The following is a 522-nucleotide window of genomic DNA, read 5'->3' as shown; positions in this document are numbered from 1 at the left end:
GGCCATCCGGATGAATGCGAAGGACGCCCCGGCGACGGGGGGTCACGGCCGGCCGCTCTGCGGCCGGTCGACGCGTTCCGACGCCCTTATCAGTACCAGGGCACTCGGGTCAAACGCGATAGAACGCACCCGCGAACGCGGCTCGTTCAACTCGAGCCGCATTCGCTGGATCCGACCGCACTCCGACGGGCTTATACCCGCTCGGAAACAATGGTCAGATCCGCAAAGATGAGGATCACGCCCCCTGCGCCCCGGCGTAAGCGGTGATCTGATGTGAGCCTTGGTAGTTCGGTGTCATCCGGGTCGATGGATGCACTGGACACCAATATTGGACCATGCAATGGTGTTTTGACACGTCATCGTGTCAAAACCCGCCAACCCCCTCCGCGCCGGGAACCAGGCACGGAGGTATTCATTCCGGTTGATCCTGCCGGAGGCCATTGCTATTGGGATCCGACTTAGCCATGCTAGTTGTACGAGTTCAGACTCGTAGCAAATAGCTCAGTAACACGTGGCCAAACT

Annotated in this window: 1 rRNA gene; it reads left to right on the top strand. The window is 60.0% G+C overall.

Annotation, left to right across the window (positions count from 1 at the left end):
- Positions 1–414: 414 nt before the first annotated feature.
- Positions 415–522 (top strand): 16S ribosomal RNA (locus ACNSN7_RS15535); the annotation flags it as partial.

It is taken from the genome of Halorubrum rarum (assembly GCF_048380895.1).
GTDB lineage: Archaea > Halobacteriota > Halobacteria > Halobacteriales > Haloferacaceae > Halorubrum.
This window is presented reverse-complemented; position numbering and strand designations above follow the sequence as displayed.